At 43.9% G+C, this 17,984-nt stretch carries 16 protein-coding genes; 9 read left to right on the top strand and 7 right to left on the bottom strand.

All coding sequences use genetic code 11. The features are described from left to right. Positions 1–110 precede the first annotated feature (110 nt). Positions 111–326 (top strand): hypothetical protein, encoded by a 216-nt coding sequence (locus tag AC1DP6_RS16095; RefSeq protein ID WP_477055742.1) that lies wholly within the window; start codon positions 111–113, stop codon positions 324–326. A gap of 20 nt (positions 327–346) precedes the next feature. Here AC1DP6_RS16095 and AC1DP6_RS16090 read toward each other — a convergent pair whose 3' ends face one another. Both AC1DP6_RS16090 and AC1DP6_RS16085 read right to left on the bottom strand, forming a co-directional pair. Further along, positions 347–2,290 carry a tetratricopeptide repeat-containing sensor histidine kinase gene (locus AC1DP6_RS16090; protein WP_477055741.1) on the bottom strand — a complete coding sequence of 648 codons (1,944 nt, stop codon included), beginning with the start codon at positions 2,288–2,290 and terminating at the stop codon, positions 347–349. An 11-nt stretch (positions 2,291–2,301) separates the two neighbouring features. Then, complete coding sequence (locus tag AC1DP6_RS16085; RefSeq protein WP_477055740.1) at positions 2,302–3,036, bottom strand: LytR/AlgR family response regulator transcription factor; 735 nt, start codon at positions 3,034–3,036, stop codon at positions 2,302–2,304. 236 nt (positions 3,037–3,272) lie between these two features. Between AC1DP6_RS16085 and AC1DP6_RS16080 the strand changes: the two genes are divergently transcribed. The 7 genes from AC1DP6_RS16080 (at position 3,273) to AC1DP6_RS16050 (ending at position 10,327) form a co-directional block, all read left to right on the top strand. After that, entirely contained in the window at positions 3,273–3,491 is a 219-nt protein-coding gene (locus AC1DP6_RS16080) for a hypothetical protein (protein WP_441577990.1), read from the top strand. A 79-nt stretch (positions 3,492–3,570) separates the two neighbouring features. Continuing rightward, the gene (gene gwsG, locus AC1DP6_RS16075; protein ID WP_477055739.1) at positions 3,571–4,554 is read left to right on the top strand and encodes a grasp-with-spasm system ATP-grasp peptide maturase; all 984 of its coding nucleotides are present in this window, start codon (positions 3,571–3,573) and stop codon (positions 4,552–4,554) included. After that, complete coding sequence (locus AC1DP6_RS16070; protein ID WP_477055738.1) at positions 4,529–4,744, top strand: hypothetical protein; 216 nt, start codon at positions 4,529–4,531, stop codon at positions 4,742–4,744. Before gwsG ends, AC1DP6_RS16070 begins: the two co-directional genes overlap by 26 nt. Further along, on the top strand, positions 4,731–5,840 hold the full coding sequence (gwsS, locus tag AC1DP6_RS16065; RefSeq protein ID WP_477055737.1) for a grasp-with-spasm system SPASM domain peptide maturase: 1,110 nt from the start codon (positions 4,731–4,733) through the stop codon (positions 5,838–5,840). Before AC1DP6_RS16070 ends, gwsS begins: the two co-directional genes overlap by 14 nt. Continuing rightward, positions 5,837–8,044, top strand: coding sequence for a peptidase domain-containing ABC transporter (locus AC1DP6_RS16060; RefSeq protein WP_477055736.1), 2,208 nt, complete (start codon positions 5,837–5,839; stop codon positions 8,042–8,044). Before gwsS ends, AC1DP6_RS16060 begins: the two co-directional genes overlap by 4 nt. Before the next feature lie 4 nt (positions 8,045–8,048). After that, entirely contained in the window at positions 8,049–9,440 is a 1,392-nt protein-coding gene (locus tag AC1DP6_RS16055) for a beta-barrel domain-containing protein (protein ID WP_477055735.1), read from the top strand. A gap of 461 nt (positions 9,441–9,901) precedes the next feature. Further along, positions 9,902–10,327 (top strand): VOC family protein, encoded by a 426-nt coding sequence (locus AC1DP6_RS16050; RefSeq protein ID WP_477055734.1) that lies wholly within the window; start codon positions 9,902–9,904, stop codon positions 10,325–10,327. A 135-nt stretch (positions 10,328–10,462) separates the two neighbouring features. Here the strand turns inward: AC1DP6_RS16050 and AC1DP6_RS16045 are convergent, their stop codons facing one another. The 4 genes from AC1DP6_RS16045 to AC1DP6_RS16030 form a co-directional block, all read right to left on the bottom strand. Next, positions 10,463–11,020, bottom strand: a complete 558-nt coding sequence (locus AC1DP6_RS16045; RefSeq protein ID WP_477055733.1) for an alpha/beta hydrolase — start codon at positions 11,018–11,020, stop codon at positions 10,463–10,465. A gap of 139 nt (positions 11,021–11,159) precedes the next feature. After that, the gene (locus tag AC1DP6_RS16040; protein ID WP_477055732.1) at positions 11,160–12,452 is read right to left on the bottom strand and encodes a T9SS type A sorting domain-containing protein; all 1,293 of its coding nucleotides are present in this window, start codon (positions 12,450–12,452) and stop codon (positions 11,160–11,162) included. A gap of 60 nt (positions 12,453–12,512) precedes the next feature. Further along, positions 12,513–13,229, bottom strand: coding sequence for a hypothetical protein (locus AC1DP6_RS16035; protein WP_477055731.1), 717 nt, complete (start codon positions 13,227–13,229; stop codon positions 12,513–12,515). A gap of 146 nt (positions 13,230–13,375) precedes the next feature. Beyond that, complete coding sequence (locus tag AC1DP6_RS16030; protein ID WP_477055730.1) at positions 13,376–13,627, bottom strand: hypothetical protein; 252 nt, start codon at positions 13,625–13,627, stop codon at positions 13,376–13,378. A 268-nt stretch (positions 13,628–13,895) separates the two neighbouring features. Here AC1DP6_RS16030 and AC1DP6_RS16025 point away from each other — a divergent pair, with 268 nt between their 5' ends. Continuing rightward, positions 13,896–16,883, top strand: coding sequence for a sensor histidine kinase (locus AC1DP6_RS16025; RefSeq protein ID WP_477055729.1), 2,988 nt, complete (start codon positions 13,896–13,898; stop codon positions 16,881–16,883). Here AC1DP6_RS16025 and AC1DP6_RS16020 read toward each other — a convergent pair. Then, a complete protein-coding gene (locus AC1DP6_RS16020) occupies positions 16,870–17,514 on the bottom strand; it encodes a response regulator (RefSeq protein ID WP_477055728.1) in 645 nt (214 codons plus the stop codon). The two genes, AC1DP6_RS16025 and AC1DP6_RS16020, sit on opposite strands and share 14 nt — an antisense overlap. Between the last annotated feature and the right edge of the window lie 470 nt (positions 17,515–17,984).

The following is a 17,984-nucleotide window of genomic DNA, read 5'->3' as shown; positions in this document are numbered from 1 at the left end:
GATATTTAAAAAACCGCTACGGATATTATTTATTTTTCTTTTATAGAGATGATCAACATAATCTTGTACCAGGAGCCACTTCTTCACCAAATCAGGAGTGGAAAAATAACATGCGAAACGAGAATGTTAAAACACTGGAAAGGTTTTCTGTGTTTAATGCGCAATTGAGCCAGGAAGAAATGACTGGCGCCCAGGGTGGCCAGGGGTTCACGATGATCAAGTTTAGCTCGGAGGTCACTGCCAATGGCACCTGGATCACGGAGGATTACTATATTGATGGTAAATACTCCTATTCCTCTACAACGCCTGATGGCTGCACGATGTAAGTGATCCGGCGTTTGTTATTTCAGCCAATTTTTTCCAGGTAAGGGAAATAGATATTTACGATCGTTCCCTTACCTCCATTTATGGATGCCTTATCCGTTATTTCCAGCCTGAAACGCTTACCTGTTTGCCGGCTGAGCATTTCAAGACGTTTCCTGTTAATGTGAGTGGATAGTGATGGCTTGCTGCCTGGGGTGAACGGCTTGTTTTGCTGTACGCCTTTTCCGTTGTCTTCAATGATGCAATGGAGCATATCGGCTTCTCTCCTGATATCAACAGATATTTTCCCTTTGTAGTTCAGTTCCTGTACGCCGTGTTGGATGGCGTTTTCCACAAAAGGTTGCAACAGCATGGGAGGAATGAAGATGTCGTCCATATCGTCGGGGTGTGCCAGGGAGTAGTCAAAGCTGTTTTTAAAACGGAGCGCCTGGAGGTCCAGGTAATTGGTAAGTGCCTCCACTTCATGTTCCAGTGCTACAAAGGCTGTCTGTGAGTGTTCCAGGCTGGCCCTGAGCAGGTTGGCAAAGGAAGAGAGGTAGCTGAGTGACCTTTCTGTTTCTTTATTGCGTATCATGGACTGTAATACGGCCAGGGTATTGAAGATAAAGTGGGGCTCCATTTGGCTGCGAAGCAGTTTTTGTTCCATTTCTGCCTGCCTGAGTTTCTCCCTGAGTTGGCGGCGCTTATAGAACAGGACCAGTAGAATGACCGACAACAGGGCAAACGCAATGAATCCTGCGATGATAATGCCCTGTAGACGGTTGATCTTTTTTGTGCTCATATTGATGGCGGCCAGGTTTGATATTTTGGCATCCCTCGCTTTTAATCCGTATTGATCTTCGAGTTCTCTTACCCGTTCGGCGTAAGCAGAATCGTTATAGGATTTCAGAAAACCCAGCGATTCGTAATATGCTTCGCTGGACTTTTTATATTGTCCCAGCATGTAATGGATGCCGGCTTTTTGTTCCCAGGCAGATGTTGCGATATCGTTAGAAGTAGACAATGTAGTGTCCTGTTTCTTTGCGTTCAGGATATCTATGCAGCTATCGATATATACCAGCGCCCTGGGATAATCCTTCATCTCTATATAGATGTTCGCAACATTATAATAGGTTACAGGAGGGAACCTTTTCGCCTGCCGCTGTATGTCCATCGCGGTGAAGATATTTTTGAGGGCTTCTTCATATTTGCCTTGTTGCCGCAGGAGGGTACTCCTCATCTCATATTTGCCGGCGGTATACATAGGATGATAGAGGCTTGTATCCGGCATGATGTATTTATCGACGTAGTATAGCGCAGAGTCATTGTTCCCTCTGTAGGAGTAGTAATTTTTCAGATTATTGGCCAGTACCCGTTTTAATCTTGGGTCATGTGTTTGTTCGAATGCTTCCAGGAGATATTTTTTTTGCAGTTCCCCTTCTCCCATATCGCCGTACAGTTCTGCCAGGCGATAAGTCGTATAACCCAGGTTGATAGTATCCTGTTCGCGACGGAACTCATAAGCGGCTCTGATCCGGCTGAGGGCTTCTGTATAGTTTTTCCGTCTCTGGTAAATTTCCCCGATGCCAAAAGTGGCGGATATGATCAGTTTTCTGCCGGTATCTTTTTTTGACGCCAGTTCCAGCGCTTTGTTGTAAAAATACATGGCACTGTCGAGATTACCGGAAGTTTTGTAGAAGGAACCCTTTGTTGTCAATGCCTGTACCTGCATGCGAAGGGTCCCGAAGCTTTCCATCACTGGTGTGATGCTGTCCATAAACAGCCTGGCCTTTTCAGTGTCCTGGTTGGCGAGGAATATATTGAAGCGATTGTTGGAATACGTGTTAAAGCTGTCTTCCTTTGCTTTGAGCTGCTTATCTGAAGGTCCGGCAGGGGTTTGGTGGCAGGCCGTATGCAACAGTAAGCACAAACCGCATAATATCGTTCCTGGAAGATGTTTCATGAATGGGGTTGGGTGATGCGACATGGACGAAGTTTTTATCTGTTAAAATGGCTCATCACCTGCTCTCTTTTTCTTACGGATACAGGGACCTGATCACCGCTGTGTAAGAGCAGATAGCCATCGCGATGATAGCCTTTTATGAAGGAGCGGTTCACCAGGTAGGACTGATGTGGTTTCAGAAAGCTGCCTTCCGGTAGTAGCTCTTCATATATTTTCATAGGCTTGCTTACCACAATCTGTTTCCTGTTCTGTAAATGGAAGGTGGTATAGCATCCGCTGCTACTGCAAAACAGGATGTCTTTGAATAGAACAATATCAATGGTTTGCTGGGTCCGTAAAACAATTTCTGACGGGACATGATCCATTTTAAAAGATGCCTGGGCAACCTGTAAAGACTTCCAGATCTCTTTTGATGAGGGCTGAACAGTAGCTTTGGCAAGTGCTGCTATTAATTCCTGCTCGTTTACCGGCTTTAAAAGATAATCCAGCGCCCCGTATTTGATGGCTTTAATAGCATATTGATCGTAGCCCGTAATAAAAATAAGATGAGGGAAAGGATGTTTCAGCTCATTTAACAGGTCAAATGCGGTTTGGCCACCCAGCTGAATATCCAACAGCAGCACATCGGGCACTTTTTTTTGTACCATGCCCAATGCCATCTGCACAGTATCTGCAGCCCCGGCTATCTCAATATCTTTATATCGCCGGAGCAATAAAAGAAGGTCGTTCCTGATATTAGCTTCATCTTCAACAATCACTATTGTTTTCATAACGGGGGGGGACATTATATTTTCTTTTGTATAAAACAAATATATAAAACAGGTCAACGAATGTTTATAATCTTGCTTCGTAGTGATCCTAACTTTTTATTTTGCGTGATATCATGATACTACCGTGCAACATTTCTATAGAAAAAGCACATAGACAAATGTAAAAAAAAATTGTTAACCAAGCGCCTTGCCTACGTAGAGGGCGCCCTATTATTTAATCACTCAAATCCAAACACATGAAAACACTGGAAAAATTCTCAACTTTTAATCAGGGGTTGGAAGACCATGAATTAGCACAAGTATCAGGAGGAGATTATCGTTACACTGTGCGTAACTACTATGGCACTATCACCTATTTTCGTATTACTGCACTCGAAGGGCGAACACTGGAAGGATCGCAGGGTGTGGATTCCGGCGGCAATGACGTAAACTTTATGTCTACGGATCATAATTAACGTATAACACGCCTGCCGGAGGGCTGTCAAACGCCGCCGGCAGGTATTTACACCACGTTCGTCTTTTTTATTGCAGGTTATGATATTAATACTTTCCGGAGAAGGCGATGCCACCACTTTTTCAGTTATCCGCTGGATAGAGGAAATGGGGCATACCGTGATGCTGGTCAGCGATAAAGATGTTATCGAAAATATCTTTATTGAGAACGATAAGATCGTTCTTTATTTTAAAGGAAATAAGACACTGAACTTCAGCGATATAAAGGCATACTGGTACCGCAGGGGAGCATTCGCTTTTTCCGAAACGTGGCAGAGCAGCGATGTGCCGGATGCTATTTCAACACAGCTGGGGGCCGAGCTCCGTTTTATCCTGGAGCTACTCAATAGCCGGCTGGGGAAAATACCCAATCTGAGCGGTAATGGCAATAGAAGGATGAATCGCCTGCTGGTGATGGATGCAGCCAGGGATATAGGTTTTTCGGTACCTGAATTTGGTGTTTTCACCCAGCAAAGCGCGGTGAAGACGTTTGCAATTAAACATGGAAAAATATTGACAAAGCCTGTCAGCGATGTTAGTTTTTTTAATGAAGGGAACATATCGTACAGACAGTATAATGCGCTTTTTACAGCTGATGATATAGCACAACTGCCCGAACGGTTTATGCCCGGCCTGTTTGTGGCATATGTAGAAAAAAAGTATGAACTGCGTATTTTTTATGTCAATGGCAGGTGCTATACAATGGCCATTCTAAGTCAGCAAGACCCGCTGACACGTATAGATATGCGGCATTACAATTATCAGAAACCCAACCGGAATGTTCCCTATCAGCTCCCATCAGCTATGGAGGATATGATCGGCGTGTTGATGAAACAGCTGAATTTAAATACAGGCTCCATCGATATGCTGGTAACTCCTGACGACAGCTTTGTATTTCTTGAAGTGAATCCCGTAGGGCAATTTGGAAGTATGAGCGCCAGTTGCAACTATCAACTGGAGCGGGAGGTGGCCACTTACTTAACAAAAATTTCTACCACATATGAGCACGTTGAAAGAGATCTTTGATGGCCATTTCCGGGAGCAGTATCCTCCTTTTTATGGTAAAACCATCTCCGTGGCTGTTGGGAAAAACAGCAATAATACCAATTTCTCCAAGTATGCTCCTTATCATCAATATCACCTGCAGTTGCTGAAGGTAGGCCCACTATATAAACCCGTTTCAAGAATTATAAATACAGCCAATGAACGATCCTGAAAACATTGCCGGTAAATACATGATACGGCTGGCTTCGGGCAGCATTACTGCCGGAGCAAAGAGGGCCCTTCTCTGTGATCTGCAACGCGGGGCCTACTACCTGGTGCCTGGTAGCTTCTCTGACCTGATAGATAACTACCACGGCTGGCAGATCCAGGCTATATATGACGAATACGGACCAGAAAATAAACAGGCGCTGGACGAATTCTTTGAATTTATGATAGCAGGAGAATTTATTTTTTTAAGCGATCATATGGCAGACACAGAGCGCTTTATAACATGCTCTCCTGATATCGATTCTCCCGGGATCATACAAAATGCGATCATTGACATAGATAAAGCATCGCCGGTTCCGGCAACTTCCATTATTCCCCAGCTCATTGACCTGGGGTGTTTGTCCATACAGATCAGGGTATTCAGAAGTATGAATGCCGATGAGTTGATTTCGCTGGCGATGACCACGGAGGAAACCCCCTGCCGGAATATCGAGTTTATCGTTCCCTTTGACAACAGCTACGAAAATAACAAAACACTTACGGACTACTTCTTCTATAATCAGCGTATTGGTGGAATTGTTTGTTATAATGCCCCCCGGAGAAAAGTAGACCTGTTCGTTGGCGATCAGATTTACATCAGTCAGACCGAAGAAGTCATCAACAGTGAAAAGCACTGTGGTATTTTCGGGCCGGCTTACTTCACGGCTAATCTGCAACATTTTCTTGAATCGCAGCAACATAATACCTGCCTGTGGAAGAAGATTGCGATAGACAAACGGGGGTTTATTAAAAATTGTCCTTCCATGCAGCAGCACTATGGCAACATAGCAGATACCCCGTTAAAGCAGGTGGTCAATGATGAGGTGTTCCGGCGCCTATGGGGTATTCACAAGGAAATGGTGAAACAATGCCGGGATTGCGAGTTCCGGCATGTATGTACTGATTGCAGGGCCTACCTGGAAGAGCCGGCAGATATATACAGCAAGCCGCTGAAATGTGGTTATGATCCTTACACCGCTACCTGGAGCAATTGGGCAACAAATCCGTTGAAACAAAAAGCCATTGATCACTACGAACTAAGAGAAGCTATCCGGCCATGAGCAGATTTCCACATGAACGACAGCGCCATTCTATGGACTGTGGCGCCACTTGTTTAAGAATCATTGCCCGTTACTACGGACGACGGCTGCCGTTAAAGCAACTGAGGGAAAGCAGCGACACAAGCAGGGACGGGGCTTCGCTGAAAGGGTTGACCAGGGCTGCTGAAGAGAACGGGTTCCGTACTATGGCAGCACGTATCAATTTTGAAAAATTAAAAGATGAAGCGCCCCTTCCGCTGATCCTGCATTGGCAGCAGCATCACTTTGTGGTGGTGTATAAAGTTACCTCAAAGAAAGTGTATGTATCGGACCCCGCAAAGGGCCTGATCACGTATTCCACTACCGAGTTTGTAAAGTATTGGCTGGGCGCTGATACCAGGCAGGAAGCCGCACAGGGTATTGTGATGGTGCTGGAGCCTATGCCTGCGTTCTATAGCATTGCATCCGGTGAGGAAGAGAGCGGGAAAATCGGTTTCAGGCCCTTTTTGCTGCATTATCTCAGGCCCTATCATAAGTTGATGTTGCAGGTGTTGGCAAGCTTGCTATTGGGCACCCTGCTGCAACTGGTGGTGCCTTTTTTAACGCAGAGCATTGTAGATACAGGCGTGTACAAGAAAGACCTGAACTTTATCTGGCTGGTATTGATCGCCCAGTTGATGCTCACGCTTGGCCAGCTATTCCTGGAACTGATGCGCAGCTGGATGCTACTATTCATGAGTGGCCGTATCAATATATCGCTGGTGTCAGATTTCTTCAGCAAGTTGATGCGCCTGCCTATCCGTTATTTCGACAGCAGGATCAAGGGTGACCTGCTCCAGCGGATCAACGATCATGAACGTATACAGAATTTCCTTACCCGGTCGTCGATGAGTGCCGTATTTTCCATTTTCACCCTGTTGGCCTATAGTGTGGTGCTGGCCTACTATAATGCCTGGCTTTTGCTGATCTTTCTGGGTAGCAGCGTGCTGTATGTTACCTGGATACTATTCTTTCTAAAGCATAGGTCCAGGTTGGACTATAAGCGTTTTCACTATGCCAGTGAAAACAACAGCAAGATATATGAGCTGGTGAGTGGTATGCAGGAGATAAAGTTATACAACGCAGAGCTGCCGAAGCGCTGGAGCTGGGAGCGCATACAAATCAAATTATACCATGTAAGCATCAGTGCGCTGCGGCTGGAGCAGGCGCAGAGTATTGGCGCCAGGATCATTAATGAAACCAAGAACATATTGATCAGTTTCTATGCCGCCAAACTGGTGATAGACGGACAGGTTACGCTGGGTACGATGCTGGCCGTGTCATATATCATTGGGCAGTTGAATAGCCCTGTATTGCAGCTGGTTTCAATTATCAAGGAGTGGCAGGATGCGCGCATCAGCCTGGACAGGTTAATGGAAACCTATGCAGAAGAAGATGAAGTACCTATGGAAACCGCGGGAATGTCTTCGCCCCTGGCCGTTCCCGAAGATCATACGATCGATCTCAGGAATGTGAGCTTTTCCTACAGTGGAATGATGGCCCCTGTGCTGCGCGACATTACGCTGACCATCCCCGCGGGAAAAGTAACGGCGATTGTGGGAGCCAGCGGCAGTGGGAAAACCACGTTGTTAAAGCTCCTGATGCGGTTTTATGATCCTCAGAAAGGAAGCATCCGTGTAGGTCAGGAGATGTTGTATAAAACAGATCTGCATGAATGGAGAAAACTTTGCGGCGTGGTCATGCAGGAGGGATTCATTTTTAACGATACGATTACCGGCAATATTGCGGTGGGAGAGGACCTCCCCGACTATATCCGTTTGAAGAAAGCCTGCGATACTGCCAATATCAGCTATTTTATAGATGCCCTCCCGTTGAAATACGACACCAAAATAGGACAGGAAGGCATGGGGATCAGTACCGGGCAGAAACAGCGTATTTTAATTGCCAGGGCCGTTTATAAGAACCCGGAAATACTATTCTTTGATGAGGCTACCTCAGCGCTGGACGCAAATAACGAACGGGAGATCATGGAAAAACTGGACGCCTTCTACAGGAATAAAACGGTGGTCGTTATTGCACACAGATTAAGTACGGTCATGAACGCAGACAATATTATTGTGCTGGACAATGGATGCCTTGTTGAGCAGGGCGGACACTACGAGCTTAGCCTGAGTAAAGGGTATTATTATCATCTTGTAAAAAATCAACTGGAATTGGGAGGATAATAACATGCAAGAACCAATAAATACTACAAATGATGCGGGGCAAATAACAAAGCCGGAAAGAATAATTCCCGCCGAAATAACGCGCCATATCAGCGCCGGTGACACTTCACCCGAATTTGAAGATATCCTGGCGCGTACCCCTTCCTGGATTATGCGTTGGGGCATGCTGTCCTTTTTGCTGATCCTGATATTGTTGTTCTCCATTGCTGCTTTTATAAAATACCCGGATACACTGGAAGGAAAAGCATTGATCACTACAGCACCACTGCCGGTAAAAATTAAGGCTTTGGTAAGCGGGCGTATTTTGCAGGTAACCGGTAAGGAGGGTGACCTTGTAAGCGATGGACAGATATTGGCGGAAATGGAAAATAATACAGGTTTAGGTAACATCTGCCTACTGGACAGCCTTTGTAACAGGATACGTCTTGCACTGAATCAAAAAGACTTTCCTGCATTGGCAGATTTCAGAGCACATGAACTGGTATCATTGGGAGATGCCCAGGATCATTATAATAAACTTATTGAAAGCACCAGCGCCTTGCTTTTACTGAAAGATCAGGCCATCTATTCAAAGCGCATCGGTGTATTGCAATCACAAAAGAGTAACTACAGGGATCTGGCATCTATTGCAGATCAGAGCAAATTGTTGACAAATGAAGAGCTGAAGAGAGGAGAAGATATGCTTGCAGCCTATAAGTCTTTATTTGATGATAAAGTGATCTCAAAAAAGGAATACCTGGAAGCATTGGATCAGTATACACTAAAAAAGAAGGAATGGCAGAATCAGCGGTCAGCAAAACTGCAATCTACTATCTCTGAAAATGAAAACAGGAAACTTTTGGCGGAGGTGACCTATGAACGTGCTGAAAAAGAGCAGGCGCTGTTGTTGGATATCGAAGAGCAGACCCGAAACCTGCAGAACTTTATCCAGGGCTGGAAGCTGAAATACCTGCTTATTGCGCCTTATAAGGGACTTGTACACGAGCTGAGGTCTGTGCAGGCGAATGATGTGCTGGCGTTGGGCGAGGATGTATATATGATCACACCCGAAAAATTTTCCTTCATCGCGTCCGCTTTGTTTCCTTCCGCTAATTTTGGCAAGATCAACAAAGGGCAGCAGGCGCATATCCTATTGGACCAATTCCCGTATAACGAATATGGATACCTGGAAGGAAAGGTGGTTTTTATTTCATCGACAGCACAGGCCAACAGCCGGCAGGAATCAGATCAATCGCCTCAATACAGGGTGTATGTGCAGCTTGGTGATAGCCTGGTTACCAGCTATCAACGGCGAATAGCATTTACACCGGAAATGAATGGAACTATCCGCATTATTACAAAAGACAAAAACCTGCTGCAACGCCTGATGGAGAGCGCCTCAAAAATAAATAAATGAAAAAAGATGACGGCGGGATGATCATGCTGTAATGCAGATCATTTCCTGAACACTGATTCAATAACGGCCAGGTATTGAGCTGCCCCCGGTATTTTGCCCTTTAGTTTTAGAGCTAAGGCATATCATTATCGAGAAACGTCAATCTGAGGGGGGGAGATTGCGTCTTAAACTAATTTGCCCACCATTTAATACTCAGGAAGAATTTACCATCCAATTGTCGCAAATACCCACACATATTGTCTTAAACGCACTGCTTGTACTATTCCTTATCCGGCTATCTTTGACGATATATCCATAAATAGTATGAGAAAGCTTATTTTAAAAATGTCAATGTCTCTCGATAGCTTTGTGGGGGGACCAAACGGCGAAATTGAATGGCTATTGCGGAGCTGAAATAATTCAGCAATGAGTTACATAATAAATGATAATTTAGAGCCATGACAAAAAGTAAATTGCTACGAATGGACAACGTCCTTATCGTTGTCGATGACCTCGAAGCCGTAAAAGCCTTCTTTCTTGACCTTGGATTCGAATTCGAAGGCGAAACGATCGTTGAGGGCCCTTCCGTAGATCGTCTTGTTGGCCTTCAGAACGTCCGTGCTACGTTGTCGTTTATGCGTACTCCGGACGGCCACGGAAGGATCGAGCTGGACAAGTACCACACGCCGGACGCCATCAGAACTGGCCCTGAGAAGGCACAGGTGAACGAACTCGGCATCCGCCGTATCATGTGCGCAGTTGATGATATTGATGAACTGGTGTCGCGCCTGCTTGCCCACGGTGCTGAACTGGTTGGAGAAGTGGTGCAATATGAGGATAGCTATCGACTTGCCTACGTCCGTGGTCCCGAAGGTATTATGGTTGGGTTAAGCGAGCAGCTCAAGTAATTATTTGCATGTATCTTGCTGTATTTTACAAGCGGTAAACCTTCACAGGATGTCTTACGCATTTCCTGCGATAAAAAAGGGTCAATAATATTTGAAGGCTACTTCAACACCAACCGTCTTAAATATTATTCTCTGCTAAGATTGGGATGCCAATTCCTGTACATCTTTAATTATACCAGTTATCGCGCCATGATAAGAATGGTCTACGCCTGAGATGATCCTCCAGTTGGCCTGTGGAAGTAGTTGCTGGTATGATTCCAGGTGTGTATGAGGAATTACTTCATCATCAAGAGAATAGTAAAAATAGATATTCTTCAGTTTGCTGAGGTTAGCTACGAAATTATCAGCTATTACATATTCTGACACATCCCAATTCTGATCTTTCCAATAGGGTGCGCCGAATAAAATCATTCCTATTACTTTATCCGGAACGGGCGCACCGGAGAAATGCTTTAATATAATAGAAGCTCCCAGGGAATGACCGAGCAGTATAACTTTGCCCGATAGTTTTTTGAGATTAGTTGTTAAAACTTCATTCCAGGACAGATAAGTGGGGTAGTCTGCATCCGGCATGGGTGGGTATATAATCGTAAACTCATCGCCCAGGCTACTCCTTAGCGCGTCTACAATTACTTGCTCTTCCTCTGTTGTTACGTTCCCTGCACCCTGGATAAATAATATTTCGTAGCTCATCGTCTCTTAATTTTAAACTTTCACTATGATTTATGCCGATATTCAGACGACAGATCAGTTCCTGAGTTGTTGAATGAAACCGGGAGAGGTCATTGTGGGAGGAACATGGCCTCTCTCCGGTACATACTATTAGTGTTTATTATCTAACTATCAGTGTATGCTTCTCTTTGCCGTTGTTGGTGACAATTTCAACAAAATACATACCCGGATTTAAACCGGAAATGTTTACCTGTTCCCTCGTGGAATTGCTCGTGAATTTTTGTTGCCGTTTTAAATTGCCTTGCTGATCGTACAAATTGATTTGGGTAATCGGGTATTGGTTCTGTGATTTTGCTGAGGCCGTCGTCGAAGCATTAGGCTCAACAGTGGCAACATTTGTTGCTGGATTGGGGGAAATGGAAAAATTTAAAGCCCCGCAAGAATTTATATTCACAAAAAGCATGGCGGGAGCAAGTCCATCCGGATTGGTAGTACAGTTGTTCGGTACCTTCAATCGAACGGTGGTTGATACTGAGCCGGTAATCACTGTAAGAACGTTGGTTCCCTGTCCGGATACTATTGACCAGCCATTGTTCAGTGCATTTGCCGGAATGATCCAATTATAGCTGGTGGCATTTGGCAGGCTATTCGTGCTGTAGGTTGTTACCGTATTGGCGCATAAGGAGGTTTGACCGGATATAGGATAATTTCCCGGCGAGTAATTGCCGACAGTAATAGCTTTGGCTGCACTGGTTGTTCTACCACAGCTATTTAGGATCCCTGCTGTCAACGTCAGGCTGCCACTGGTGCTCATGTTAGTTGTAACGCTATTCCCGTTTGGCGTAACGCTTACAATTCCAGCTGGGGTGGCAGTCCAGGTAACTGCAGCCGTTGCCGGCAATTCAGGTACGGTATAAGTAGCAGAACTACAGAAACCGGAAGGGCCGGAAACGGTGAGAGAAGTGGGCAGGCAAGCATAGTATTTAAGTACGGAAGAATTGTAGGGGGTATAGTTTTTATTATGCTTCATCAATGGCCATGATCCCCACTTTGATATAAATACGTCCGCCTGTGCTGTTGTGACAGCAGAATGATCATCACTTGCATAGGATACCTTAGCCGGATAAGTACTGGTATTAGTAACTTCATTATAGCTTCCATCGGTCCAGTAAGTATCATCTCCGGGCGTATTTAACCATACACGCGACCCTCCTTCGGTAATATGCCATGCATATCCATGGCAATTATAGGTTGCCGAGGCATCGTCCATTCTTTGCGCGTTTGGATACTGCGAAGCTACTTGTGAATTGAGCGTTGTTATCTGTGAAGGGGACATTTCCGGAATAATTAACGCCGGAACCGCTGTTCCTTTAGGCGTATATATGGTTGTAGGTGTTTGGCTAAAGACACTATTAAAAGACAGAATGCTTATGAGAAAAAGAATATTTTTCATACGGAAAAGGGTTTTAGTGGTAATGGTGGAAACGAAAAGGAATACAAGCACTGGCTGATGCTATTTGATAGTGGATTTGTACTTCTCAACGATTTTATTGACTGTTTCCGCTTTATATAAGCGGCCGGTCTTTAAAAAACTGCCGATAAGTTCATCATCAGTAAACACATCGGGGCTGTTTTTCTTCATCATGTTTCCCAATAGAAATGAGGTAGATACTTTATTTATTTCACCAAAAACTTCTTTATATCTGCCCATGCTTTGCATCTTTGCATATGCCAGGCTTTGCAATTCCTTTTGGCTGCGGGCATTACTATTTTGCAATACCGTTTCTTTACATAATATGCGCTCTAACAATATTATCTGAAAAGCATACAATCCTTTCTCTTCCTGCTTTTTACTACCTGATACAACAGCGTCCGTTGTTATTCCGGCATATTCATCCTGCAGCGATCGGGCGTTATCCTTACGCTTTAGGAGCTCCTGAAAACCATTAAAATGGGAGATGACCGTATCAATGCCTGACAAAAAATTATCGTAGGCCATAAATTCCAGCAGCATTGGATAATTCAAACAGGTTTTTACCAGGGCAGACGTTGTACTTTGTTCTAAATAACTTTGAGGAAGCTGGCATACTGCCAACATCTCCTCATGTGTCTTTAAATTTTTCCATTGCTCCGTTCCCGGCTTAACGGGGAAGTTATAGGGTTCATTTGTTTGAGCAAAAACTATTGTAATCATAAAAGTACAGATTACAAACAAGTAGAGCTTCTTCATAGGGTATTGGTTTGAAGGTTAAGAATGTATAGTAATTTACGGGAAATTATTGATATATTGAATTAATTGTATGTGTCAGGGTGTCTTCGGGTTATTATTGCTGGCTTTTGCTTTTTAGGGAACTATCAAAACTTACGTGGATTTGTTTATTTCAAATTTCGCTCTTTTAAAAGATTTTCTAATGCTGTATGATTATACTTTGAATTATTAATCAATTTATATGCAAAGAACAAAGGTATTAGTGTAAGAAAACCTACACTGTTTTTCATTACGCTGTAAAATACAATTCCTATTAGAAAGCCAATTAATACAGTATTAATTATAGCAGTTGATTTCATCTTTTTTGCTTCCTGTAACAATTCCTGATCTGTTAACTCTGTTAGCTTTTTTTGTTTCATTGGTAATATTTTGGTTGTTATATTATTTTGTTGATGTGGTCAAGGGAGTGTAATATCATTACGCGCTATTATGAGTAGGCTACTTTCCAAACAAAATAAGAATATTTTATATCTTCACGGGGTGTAATAAAGAAAATATTACAGAGGATGTTGTATTGTTGTGATATTATAGTGTCATGTTGTTACTGCTTTTATTTCGAAGATGAACCTTATTTTTTGCCTCCACCTATCTTTATTGCATCTTATGCCAACAGTGTCCATTGTTTCAATGGACACAACAGCGCATTATTTTATAAAGCGTTTTACTGATGAAGATGGTCTGCCGCAAAACAGCATCAAAGGTATTGTGCCCGATAAGAACGGTTTTTTGTGGCTGGCCACAGAAAACGGACTAACAAGGTTTGATGGCAATTATTTTCTCAATTTCAACAGCGATAACCTACCGGGTTTGAAAAGCAGCAGGATGGCCAGGATCTATCCTAATGATACCGCTATCGCTGTAGAAACGGATATCGGGCAGATATTAACGGTGACGGGAAGTATGGTAAAACATATAGGAAACGAGCTGTTGGGATATAAGTATCAGCAATACAAAGATACCAGGAATGAGTTTTACCCCATGAGGGGATGGCCCGATGATTATGCCGCACATTTTGCAAAGGAACGACCTGTTGTAATACCGGGGGAGACGGACAGTTATTTTGCGGTAGCGCATGATACCATCTCTTTTGTAAAGCAGGAAAAGGTAGCCTACCACATCATACAGCCTCGGCTCGACCTGTTGCATTTATTTGTTTTCGGTAAACAACTTTTTTATTTAAAAAAAGATGGGAGCATAATAGGGTGGGAAAAAGACCGGCTGGTAAAAGTATCGCTTACAGGGGATCTGTTATCTGATCCCTCTTTTGGTAAATGTGAGATGGAATTGTTCTGGAACCTGGCAGCGCACCAGGTTTTTGTTTATACAGATAACAACTGTTATCAATTACAGCCGGAGCCGGGGGGAGGTATGCACAGTTCGATAGTGCTGAGGGATTTTGATTTTCACCAAAACTATATTACTTCGATCTATTATAATCAGCTTAACAGTAAGGTTTTCCTGGGAAGTTCCACGAAGGGGCTCTATATCTGTACCCGGCAACAATTCACGGTGCGCAAAACAAATACTTCAGGAGCTGAAGTATTTTACGCACAGGCTCCTTTTCCGGGAAATGCGGTGGTAACAACTTCCGGGCTCGTCTTTAACCAGAACGGAAAATACAGTTGGCTGCCATTGTCATTCAATAAGGAAGGTGTGCTGGAGAAATATGCCCTTACCCGGGATAAACAAGGAAAGTACTGGGGGAGATTTGGACTGACGCTGGTTTGTGTATCACCGGACTTTAGCCAGGTATTACGCAAAATTGAATTACCATTCCTTATCGGGCAGGTATATACCGACCGGGATGGAATTTTATGGGTAGGTGGAAAATGGCCCGGACTATACTATATGAAAACAGGTGAGCCGGAACAGGGGTTAGAGTTTCTCCCGGCCACTGTTGAAGATGTTACCTTCATAAAAGAAGGGAAACCAGGGGTTTTATGGATAGGTACTGGTAATGGACTATACCGGGTACATTTGCCGTCAGGACGTACGGATACCATCAAAGGCCTGGAGCTGGGGGCTATAAGAAGTATTTATATCCCCAAAGAAGGTGAAGTCTGGATCACTACTTATAACATGGGCGTTTTTCTTTACCGGAATGAAAAACTGGTCGCCCTGCCGCAGGACCGGCAGCGGTATATGTCTACCACCCATTGTATCACGGAAGATGATGATGGTTATTTCTGGCTAACTACCAACAAAGGATTATTCAGGATCCGGCGGCAGGATGCCCTCGATTTTGCGGAAGGAAAGCAGCGCGACTTATTTTATTATTATTTCGGGAAGGACCAGGGTTTTAATACGAACGAGTTTAATGGAGGCTGTGAGCCCTGTGCTTTTCAATTTGATAATGGGGATGTTTCGTTACCGTCGATCGATGGTTTGGTGCAGTTTGCCCCGTCTTCCATCCGCATGGAGATACCGGATAAAGGAATTTATTTAGACTGGGCGGAACACAATCTGAAATTGATGGCGCCGGGAGAGCGCTTCGATCTGCCTAATAATTTTCAAACCTTCCGGGTACATGTCAGTTCGCCATATTTCGGTGATTCCCGGAACCTGCAGTTTTATTATTCCCTGGAGAAAGAAGACCAGGAGGAAGAACAACTGATATGGCTGCCGGTGAGCAGTGATAGAACAATTACTTTTACTTCGTTACCATCAGGGGAATATCGCATCCATATCCGGAAGCTGAAAGGATTTGGGAGAGATCAATATATTGAAAAGGTAATCGCCATTCATATACAGCAGGCTTTTTATGAAAGAGGGTGGTTCAGGCTGGCGATATTCATCCTGTTAATCTGCCTGGTAGTGTTATTCTACAAAATACGCATCAGGCATATCCGGGAAAAGAACAGGCAATTAGAATTAAAGGTAATGAGCCGTACCCGGGAGCTGGAAGAAACAATGACCATACTCAGTGAGTCAGACAAACAATTGCGTAAACAAAGTTTTATGCACGAACGTTTGCTGGCAGCCATCACCCATGATATTAAAACGCCGCTGAGGTTTTTGCTCAGGGTTAATAAAGATGAACCATTGTCTGGTGTGCTACAGGAGAAGGAAATAAAAACAGTGACGTATGATAGTCTTTACCGCATGCATCACCTGGTAGATAACCTGATACATTACATGCGGACCTCTTTCCTGATGGGTGAATTTTCGGAAGAAGCCGTGGACATTTACCAGCTAATGGAAGAGAAAATGGAAATTTTCAGGCCGGTATCCACGTCAAAGAACATACAGATCATCAATAACATTTCGCCAGGAATGGTGGTGACGGTAAACAAGCTGTTACTGGCGGTTGTGTTGCATAACCTGTTAGACAATGCCGTAAAATATACCGCCAGGGGATATGTGAAATTAACTGCTGAAAGAGATGACCGCGTATTGACCGTACATTTGCTGGATACCGGTACCGGCATGCCACCGGCAGTAAGAGACTGGATCAATCACATGAGAAATGAAGATGCCGGGCATTCCGGCAGTGGCGGGATTGGGCTGATCCTTGTAATGGAATTGCTGACCGTGATAAACGGTAAGTTGTTAGCTTATCCGGGCGTTGATGGAGGCACCAGCGTATCTTTGCAGCTTCACCTTAATGGTGGCTAGTTACCTGGTACATCTGCGCTTTTTCCATTAAGGCGATCATATTTTTTACGCCTACTTTTTCAAAGATCCGCGTTTTATAAGTGCTGACGGTTGTTAGCTGCAAATGAAGTATTTCCGCAATTTTTATCAGGGAGTGCCCTTTTGTAAGCAGGTTCATTACTTCAATTTCCCGGGGAGAAAGGACCGCAAAAGGGTTGCTGTGCTGCTCCCGTTGCCCGGTAAATTTACCTATCAACTGGTCCCGGACAGCCTTACTGATATACTTTTCACCCATCAATACGGCATTAATCGCCGTTCTGAATTCCTCATCCGGGGAATTTTTTTCGATATAACCATCTGCACCTGCCTTGAGGTAGTTAAGGGCATATAGTATTTCATCGTACGCAGAAAAAACCAGGATCCTGATATCGGGTTGCCGTAGTTTTACCGCATAAATCATTTGCAGGTTGTTCCCGCCAGGCATATTAATGTCCAATATCAACAGGTCGAAGGTGTTGGCTTCAACAAGGGAAATGGCATCATCAAAGGTTTTAGCTTCGGCAACAGACATGGCTCCGGGCAGCGAGCAGATAATTTGTTTCATACCAAGTCTTACAATGGCGTGATCATCTGCTATCAGTACATTCTTCATTTCTATTCCAAGTTAGGGATCGGGCTAGCATAGTTGTTTGTCGACGCTAAATTAACATTTTTTTCTTCGTATATATATGACAGTGGGTGTAGTTTTTTTTACCAGACCATCCTGCCTCATCGTTCCCTCAGATAAGTATATGAGTAAAAGGAATAGCCAACTTTCAGTATGGGATGCTCTGCAAGACTTTTTGTGTAGTGTAAATACTACATGAATATTGAATAAACAGTGACAACGATGCAAGATCAGTTTATCTACTTTCGCTAAGTAGATTTGTTCCATTGAGTCATGTGAACATTTTGAGGTTTTTTAGGATCAACTGATGATGCCCGTATCCTTTTTTGTAATCTTAACATTTTCCTATGGAAAACTTTACCCAATCACCGCAGCACGCGGACTTTACAAATTTATGCCGGTACCAATTCTATCAACGATGAAACCTGTGATGTTGCCTGTGCCTGACCGATACC

The sequence above is a fragment of the Chitinophaga sp. 01L420 genome (genome assembly GCF_056399985.1).
Note: the sequence above shows the minus strand (reverse complement) of the source record. Positions and strands in the feature narration are given on the sequence as shown.

Coding starts and splice junctions, on each gene's coding strand:
- AC1DP6_RS16070 (WP_477055738.1), top strand. CDS start 4,529: ATGAGCACGTTGAAAGAGATCTTTGATGGCCATTTCCGGGAGCAGTAT.
- AC1DP6_RS16040 (WP_477055732.1), bottom strand. CDS start 12,452: ATGAAAAATATTCTTTTTCTCATAAGCATTCTGTCTTTTAATAGTGTC.
- AC1DP6_RS16085 (WP_477055740.1), bottom strand. CDS start 3,036: ATGAAAACAATAGTGATTGTTGAAGATGAAGCTAATATCAGGAACGAC.
- AC1DP6_RS16030 (WP_477055730.1), bottom strand. CDS start 13,627: ATGAAACAAAAAAAGCTAACAGAGTTAACAGATCAGGAATTGTTACAG.
- AC1DP6_RS16050 (WP_477055734.1), top strand. CDS start 9,902: ATGGACAACGTCCTTATCGTTGTCGATGACCTCGAAGCCGTAAAAGCC.
- AC1DP6_RS16025 (WP_477055729.1), top strand. CDS start 13,896: ATGGACACAACAGCGCATTATTTTATAAAGCGTTTTACTGATGAAGAT.
- AC1DP6_RS16045 (WP_477055733.1), bottom strand. CDS start 11,020: ATGAGCTACGAAATATTATTTATCCAGGGTGCAGGGAACGTAACAACA.
- AC1DP6_RS16090 (WP_477055741.1), bottom strand. CDS start 2,290: ATGTCGCATCACCCAACCCCATTCATGAAACATCTTCCAGGAACGATA.
- AC1DP6_RS16060 (WP_477055736.1), top strand. CDS start 5,837: ATGAGCAGATTTCCACATGAACGACAGCGCCATTCTATGGACTGTGGC.
- AC1DP6_RS16095 (WP_477055742.1), top strand. CDS start 111: ATGCGAAACGAGAATGTTAAAACACTGGAAAGGTTTTCTGTGTTTAAT.
- gwsG (WP_477055739.1), top strand. CDS start 3,571: ATGATATTAATACTTTCCGGAGAAGGCGATGCCACCACTTTTTCAGTT.
- AC1DP6_RS16035 (WP_477055731.1), bottom strand. CDS start 13,229: ATGAAGAAGCTCTACTTGTTTGTAATCTGTACTTTTATGATTACAATA.
- AC1DP6_RS16020 (WP_477055728.1), bottom strand. CDS start 17,514: ATGAAGAATGTACTGATAGCAGATGATCACGCCATTGTAAGACTTGGT.
- gwsS (WP_477055737.1), top strand. CDS start 4,731: ATGAACGATCCTGAAAACATTGCCGGTAAATACATGATACGGCTGGCT.
- AC1DP6_RS16055 (WP_477055735.1), top strand. CDS start 8,049: ATGCAAGAACCAATAAATACTACAAATGATGCGGGGCAAATAACAAAG.
- AC1DP6_RS16080 (WP_441577990.1), top strand. CDS start 3,273: ATGAAAACACTGGAAAAATTCTCAACTTTTAATCAGGGGTTGGAAGAC.